The sequence below is a fragment of the Frankia sp. CcWB2 genome, assembly GCF_977927585.1.
The window spans coordinates 21605-28416 of record NZ_CDWRCM010000030.1 but is presented as its reverse complement, the minus strand read 5'-3'; the positions used below and the strand labels follow the sequence as shown (position 1 = coordinate 28416).

Annotated in this window: 6 protein-coding genes and 1 pseudogene; all 7 read right to left on the bottom strand. The window is 67.6% G+C overall.

The window, feature by feature from the left end; all coding sequences use genetic code 11:
* Positions 1-698: pseudogene (locus ACY45C_RS05440) on the bottom strand (F0F1 ATP synthase subunit beta); the annotation flags it as partial.
* A 252-nt stretch (positions 699-950) separates the two neighbouring features.
* Complete coding sequence (locus ACY45C_RS05435) at positions 951-1847, bottom strand: F0F1 ATP synthase subunit gamma (protein ID WP_462186552.1); 897 nt, start codon at positions 1845-1847, stop codon at positions 951-953.
* Positions 1848-1850: 3 nt separating this feature from the next.
* Positions 1851-3509, bottom strand: coding sequence for a F0F1 ATP synthase subunit alpha (gene atpA, locus ACY45C_RS05430; RefSeq protein ID WP_462186551.1), 1659 nt, complete (start codon positions 3507-3509; stop codon positions 1851-1853).
* Between the two features lie 53 nt (positions 3510-3562).
* The gene (locus tag ACY45C_RS05425) at positions 3563-4405 is read right to left on the bottom strand and encodes a F0F1 ATP synthase subunit delta (protein WP_462186550.1); all 843 of its coding nucleotides are present in this window, start codon (positions 4403-4405) and stop codon (positions 3563-3565) included.
* 2 nt (positions 4406-4407) lie between these two features.
* Complete coding sequence (locus ACY45C_RS05420; RefSeq protein WP_462186549.1) at positions 4408-4986, bottom strand: F0F1 ATP synthase subunit B; 579 nt, start codon at positions 4984-4986, stop codon at positions 4408-4410.
* Between the two features lie 19 nt (positions 4987-5005).
* Positions 5006-5254 (bottom strand): ATP synthase subunit c family protein, encoded by a 249-nt coding sequence (locus ACY45C_RS05415; protein ID WP_462186548.1) that lies wholly within the window; start codon positions 5252-5254, stop codon positions 5006-5008.
* Between the two features lie 72 nt (positions 5255-5326).
* Entirely contained in the window at positions 5327-6217 is an 891-nt protein-coding gene (atpB, locus tag ACY45C_RS05410; RefSeq protein ID WP_462186553.1) for a F0F1 ATP synthase subunit A, read from the bottom strand.
* Between the last annotated feature and the right edge of the window lie 595 nt (positions 6218-6812).

Below are 6812 nucleotides of genomic sequence, written 5' to 3'. Positions count from 1 at the left end.
CCCGGCGGCTCGTCCATCTGGCCGAACACCAGCGCGGTGTCCTCGATGACGCCGGCCTCGGTCATCTCCAGGAACAGGTCGTTGCCCTCACGGGTGCGCTCGCCGACCCCAGCGAACACCGAGACGCCACCGAACTCCTTGGCGACCCGACGGATCATCTCCTGGATGATGACGGTCTTGCCGACGCCGGCACCGCCGAACAGGCCGATCTTCCCACCGCGCACGTACGGCGCGAGCAGGTCGATGACCTTGATGCCGGTGGTGAACATCTCGGTCTTCGACTCGAGCTGGTCGAACGCCGGCGCCAGCCGGTGGATCGGCCAGCTCGTCTCGGCCTCGATCTGCTTCACGTCGAGCGGCGTGCCGAGCACGTTGAACACGTGGCCCTTGGTGGCGTCGCCGACCGGGACCGAGATCGGCGCGCCGGTGTCGCGGACGGGCGCGCCCCGGACGAGACCGTCGGTCTGCTGCATGGAGATGGCCCGCACGGTGTTGTCACCGATGTGCTGGGCGACCTCGAGCGTCAGCGTCAGCGTCTCGTCGCCGATGGTCCGGTCGACCTGGAGTGCCTGATAGATCTCGGGAAGCTCGTCGGGAGCGAACTCCACGTCGACGACCGGTCCGATGACTCGGGCGACCCGGCCGATCCCCGGGGTCCGGCCCTCCGCCGTGGCTGGCGAGCTGGTGGTGACGGTCATGGCGTCCTCAGTTTCCCATCAATGCCCGTCGCCGCAGCCTCGGGCTCGCGTTCGCTGGCACCTGGGGCGGAGCGGTTCGCGTCGTGCGCGCTCCGCCTTCGGCGTCGTCCTTCTGCGTTCTGTTGTCGATGTCCGCATCGGTTCCGCTCGGTGTCACCCATTGTGGTCACCCATTGTGTCCGGCGGCGTGAAGACGGGAATGGCGATGACATCGCTCGACATCGCTCCCGCTCCTCGCGCCGCCCGCCCACGTCAGGCTCCCGAGGCCAGGGCGTTGGCGCCACCGACGATCTCGGAGATCTCCTGGGTGATGGCGTCCTGCCGGGCCCGGTTGGCCTGCCGGGTGTATCTCTTGATGAGGTCCTCGGCGTTATCCGTGGCTGACTTCATGGCCCGCTGCCGCGCCGCCGACTCCGACGCCGCCGACTCGAGCAGCGCCGCGTAGAGCCGGCTTTCCACGTAGCGGGGCAGCAACGCGTCAAGCACCCCCTCGGCGGAGGGCTCGAACTCGTACTGGGGCAGCGGGCCGCCGCGCGGCGGTTCGTCGGTCTCGGTGAGCACCATCGGCAGCAGCCGGCGGGCGACCGGCGTCTGGGTGATGGCGCTGACGTACTCCGTGTGGACGACGTGGATCTCGTCCACTCCGCCGTTCTCGCTCGTGTCGATGAAGGCCGCGATGAGCGCGTCCGCGACCGACTTGGCGTCCGCGTACGACGGCTGCTCGGAGAAGCCGGTGTACTCGCCGCTCATCGCACGACCTCGGAAGCGGTAGTAGCCCGTCCCCTTGCGGCCGACGACGTGCAGGTCGGTCTCCTTGCCCTCCGAACGCAGCAGCTCGACGAGTTCGCCGGTGCGCCGCAGCGCGTTCGAGCTGTACCCGCCGGCCAGCCCCCGGTCGCTGGTGATCACCACGACCGCGGCCCGGGTCGCCCCGGGCCGCTCGGTGGTGAGCGGGTGGTCGATCGTGGTCTGCGCCGCGACCGCCTCGATCACCCTGGTGATCTCCTCGGCGTAGGGGCAGGCGGCGGCGACCCGCGCCCGCGCCTTGGCGATGCGGGAAGCCGCGATCAGCTCCATCGCTCGGGTGATCTTCTTCGTCGACTGCACCGACCGGATGCGCCGCCGGTACTCACGAAGCTGGCCCGCCATGGGTCAGCCCTCGTCGTCTTTGTGCACCGCGGGTCGGTGCACCGGGATCGACTCCTGCCGCACCAGCCCCGGGTCGAGCGGGCTCGGCACCGGCTCGTTGACCAGCGGCTGGCCGTCGGACAACGTGAACTGGTTCTTGAACTCCGCGATGGCCGGCTCCAGCACGGCGATCGTGTCGTCGCTGAGCTTGCCGGTGGTCACGATCGCGTCGTACACCTGCGGGTAGGACCGGCCGACGAAGTCGAGGAACTCCGACTCGAAGCGACGGATGTCCGCCACCGGCACGTCGTCGAGCTTGCCAGTGGTCCCGGCCCAGATCGACACGACCTGGCGCTCGACCGGGAAGGGCTGGCCCTGCGGCTGCTTGAGCAGCTCGACCAGGCGGGCGCCGCGGGCGAGCTGGTCCCGCGAAGCCTTGTCCAGGTCGGAGCCGAAGGCCGAGAACGCCTCGAGCTCGCGGTACTGGGCGAGGTCCAGCCGCAAGCGGCCGGCGACCGACTTCATCGCCTTGACCTGCGCGCTGCCGCCGACCCGGGATACCGAGGTGCCGACGTTGATGGCCGGGCGGACACCCTGGTTGAACAGGTCGGACTCCAGGAAGATCTGCCCGTCGGTGATCGAGATGACGTTCGTCGGGATGTAGGCCGAGATGTCGTTGGCTTTCGTCTCGATGATCGGCAGTCCGGTCAGCGACCCGCCACCGAGCTCGTCAGAGAGCTTGGCACAGCGCTCCAGCAGCCGGGAGTGCAGGTAGAACACGTCACCCGGGTAGGCCTCCCGGCCCGGCGGGCGGCGCAGCAGCAGCGAGATCGCCCGGTATGCCTCCGCCTGCTTGGACAGGTCGTCGAAGACGATGAGCGCGTGCTGGCCGTTGTACATCCAGTGCTGGGCGATCGCCGAGCCGGTATAGGGCGCGATGTACTTGAAGCCCGCCGGCTCGTCGGCCGGCGCCGCCACAATCGTGGTGTAGGCCAGCGCGCCGGCCTCCTCGAGGGTGTTCACCACCTCGCGGATCGTCGACTTCTTTTGGCCGACGGCCACGTAGACGCACTTGACCTGCTTCGACGGGTCGCCAGAGGCCCAGTTGTCCCGCTGGTTGATGATCGTGTCGATGGCCACCGTCGTCTTGCCAGTCTGCCGGTCACCGATGATCAGCTGACGCTGACCGCGACCGATGGCCGTCATCGCGTCGATCGCCTTGATGCCGGTCTGCAGGGGCTCCTTCACCGGCTGGCGCTGGACGACCGTCGGCGCCTGCAGTTCCAGCACCCGGGAGCCCTCGGCCACGATCTCCCCGAGGCCGTCGATCGGCCGCCCGAGCGGGTCGACGACCCGGCCGAGGAAGCCGTCACCGACGGGGGCGGAGAGGATCTCGCCGGTGCGGCGGACCTCCTGCCCCTCCTCGATATGCTCGGAGTCACCCAGGAGGACGGTTCCGATCTCACCGACCTCGAGGTTCAGCGCGAGCCCCAGAACGCCCCCGTGGAACTCCAGCAGCTCGTTGGTCATCGTGTGCGGAAGACCCTCGACCCGGGCGATGCCGTCACCGGTGACGACGACCCTGCCGACCTCCTCCCGCTCACCGGAGGTGGCCTGGAAGGAGTCGACGTACTCCCGGAGGGCGTCGCGAATCTCCTCCGGCCGAATGGACAGCTCAGTCATCGCTTTGTCCTTCATGGCTGGCATGGATCTGGTCGGGACTGGTCACGGCGCTCCTACCGAAGCAGGCCGCGCCGGGCGGTGGTGAGCCGGCGGAGAACGCTGCCGTCCACCACCTCGTCGCCGACCCGCACGACGACACCGCCGAGAACAGTTGGGTCAAGATCGGTCTGCAGCTGGATCTGCCGGCCGAAGTAGCCGCTGATCGCGTCGCGCAGGCGCTCAACCTGGCCGGCGTCCAACGGGATCGCGGTACGCACGACGGCCACCACCCGACCGCGCCGGGCAGCCGCGATGCGGCTGTAGTGCTCCAGCCGACCCGCGACGTCGCCCTGCGCCCGGTCGGCCACCGCCTGCTGAACCAGCTGGACAGTGACCGGGTGCACCCGCCCAACCAACAGCCGGTTCACCAACACGGCCTTCGCCGAGGCCGGCGCCGCCGGGTCTGTCAGCGCCAGCGCGAGCTGTGGGTTCTGGTCCAGGATACGGCCGAAGCGGAAAAGCTCGTCCTCCACCTCGTCGAGCGCACTGGTGACGTCAGCCTGAGCGAGTAGCGCCTCGACACTGAGCTCCTCCAGGGCCTGACGCAGGTCCCCCGGCCGCGACCAGCGGCTCTGCACCACGCTGTCGACCACTTTCAGGGTGGGCTCGCTGACCTGGCCGGCCAGCAGCCGGCGGGCGAGCCCGACCCGCGACGGCCCCGGGGCCCCCGGGTCGGTCAGTGCCCGGCGCACCGTCGCTTCCCGCCCGATCAGGGCGGCGACCGCACGCAGTTCCTCGGCGATCCGGTCGGCGTCGGGAACCCGCGCGGCCCGTCGCGGGCCACCCACCGGGATGGCCATCACCTGGTCGAGAACGGCACGGGCCACTGCCAACGAGCGTCGGCTGGCGCCCTCCACCGTCAGCCTCCCAGCCCGGACGCGGTGCTGGCCGGCCGCGGCCCGGCCTCCAGACCCGCGATGAAGTCGTCGACAAGCTGACGCTGCCGGGCGTCGTTCTGCAGCTCATGCCCGACTATCTTGGTGGCGAGCTCGACCGCGAGCGTGCCGACCTCGCGCCGGACCTGGGCGACGACCTGCGACCGCTCGGCCGCCAGCGACGCCTCGGCCCGATCGCGCAACTCGGCGACCTCCCGCTGGGCGTCGGTCCGTAGTTCGTCGATGATTACCCGCGCCTGGGCGTGCGCATCCTCCCGGATACGGGCCGCCTCGGCACGCGCCTCGGCGAGCTGGGCACGGTACTGCTCGAACAGCGCCTGCGCCTCACGCTGGGCCTGCTCGGCCCGACGCAGTCCGCCCTCTACGCGTTCGGTCCGATCGGCGTAGGTCTTGCGGATCTGCGGATAGATCTTCCAGAAGAAGAATCCAACCAGGACACCGAAGGCCAGCAGCCCGACGATCAGTTCAGACAACGGCGGCACGAGGACGTTTTCCTCGTGCGTGCCCACTTCCTCGGCGGCGAGGATGACAGAGGAGTACACCTGATATCCCTGTGCCGGATCAGGTGAACACGAAGGGGACGACGAAGCCGATCAGAGCCAAGGCCTCGACCAGCGCGAACCCGATAAGCATGTACCGGAAAGCAACCTGCTCCGCCTCGGGCTGGCGGGCGATCGCCTGGATGCCGAGTCCGAAGATGATGCCGACGCCGATACCGGGACCGAGAGTGGCGATGCCGTAGGCGACCGTCCCGATGTTGCCGCTGATGGCGTCTTCAGCGGCCAGCAACGTGGACGCGGTAAGAGACATCGTGAAATCCGTCCTTCTAAAGTCGGTGCACCGGGACCGTCTCCGCGGTGCGGGTACGTCGAGAGGAAGATGTCAGGCCCGTGCCACCGCCGGTTGCGCCGGCGTGGCAAACGAAGTCGTCTCCGAGCTCGGTTCGTGCCCGTGGACCGGTGGATGGTCCGTGGCGTGGTCACCGCCACCGTGCGACGAGATAGCACCGCCGATGTAGGCGGCCGTCAGGATGGTGAAGATGTACGCCTGCAAAAGGTCGATCACCAGTTCGAAGCCGGTCAGGACGACGAACATCAGCCCGGAGAAGATGCCGAAGATGAACTGCGGCTTCGGTAGCAGGTAGTCGGCCCCGAGCGCGAACACCAGTAGCAGCATGTGGCCGGCGAACATGTTGGCGAAGAGCCGGATGGCGAGGGTGGCCGGCCGCACGACGAGGGTCGAGAAGAACTCGATCGGCGCCAAGATCAGTTTGACACCGAAGGGCGCGTCCGGTGCTGGTACAAGCATGTCCTTGAAATACGCTCCGGCCCCGTGCTCGCGGATTCCGACCACATTGAAAATGGCCCAGCTGATCAGAGCCAAAATCATCGGCAGAGCAATACGCGAGGTCGTCGGGAACTGGGCCACGGGGATGATGGCCATGACGTTCGAGACCAGGATAAAGCAGAAGAGGATCATCAGGTACGGCGAGAAGACCCGGCCGCGCTCCCCGATGACGTCTCGGGAGATCTGCTGGTCGACGAAGTCGTAGATGGACTCGCAGAAATTCTGGAGCCCCCGCGGGACCAGCGCGGCCCGACGGAATCCAAGCCAGAGGAAAAGGCCCACGAAGATCGCGACGAACAGGGTGAGCGCCGACCACTTGTTGAAGTAGAGGTCACCGATCTCAAACCAGTTCTTCGGCCTGAAAACCTCGGAAGTCGGCCCGTGGAAGCCGTCGTCGGCCGCCGCGAACACCGAACCGCTCGGCACTTCCGACACCTCCATGATCATTCAACAACGTCAAAGTTCGCAATCACCTACGACCAGGTCGGCCTCACTCTATACGGGTGAGGCCCCTCCGGGTAGAGGAGCGAAAGCCAGGCGGCCACCGCCTGCATCCCGATCCCTACCCTCCACCCACGAGGCCCCGTCAGGGCCCGTCCCATGCGGAAGCGAAAGGGGACAACCAGCGGCGAGCGGCACCCAAGGCGCCTGCCCGACACCGCCGATGCTATCCGCCTGGACGCCGCGAGGCATCAATTACACACGAGAGATCTTCGACAAACTGTCGAAGATCACCGTCCGTAAATTTGATGGCAATTTTGTTACCTAGAGTGACTTTACTTCCATCTACACACCGTCATCAACGGACACCGAAGCGATAAATGACCAGGTAGAGTGCTCCCGCAATTCCGACAATCAGTCCAATGGGGAAAAAAGGGCTTGAAACCCCAGTAGCCGATCAAGGCCAAAACCGGCCAGTCCCCAGAAGCCGGCTCCCGCCACAAGCGTGCCCACGATGCCCCAGGCCTCGCCGGCGGGCGGCGCCAGTGCGCGGCCCAGGTTGCGACCCGGGCCCTCGGGC

What these genes read in the sequence shown, in the direction of transcription:
- atpA (WP_462186551.1), bottom strand. Translation starts at nt 3,509, where the DNA reads ATGACTGAGCTGTCCATTCGGCCGGAGGAGATTCGCGACGCCCTCCGG.
- ACY45C_RS05415 (WP_462186548.1), bottom strand. Translation starts at nt 5,254, where the DNA reads ATGTCTCTTACCGCGTCCACGTTGCTGGCCGCTGAAGACGCCATCAGC.
- ACY45C_RS05435 (WP_462186552.1), bottom strand. Translation starts at nt 1,847, where the DNA reads ATGGCGGGCCAGCTTCGTGAGTACCGGCGGCGCATCCGGTCGGTGCAG.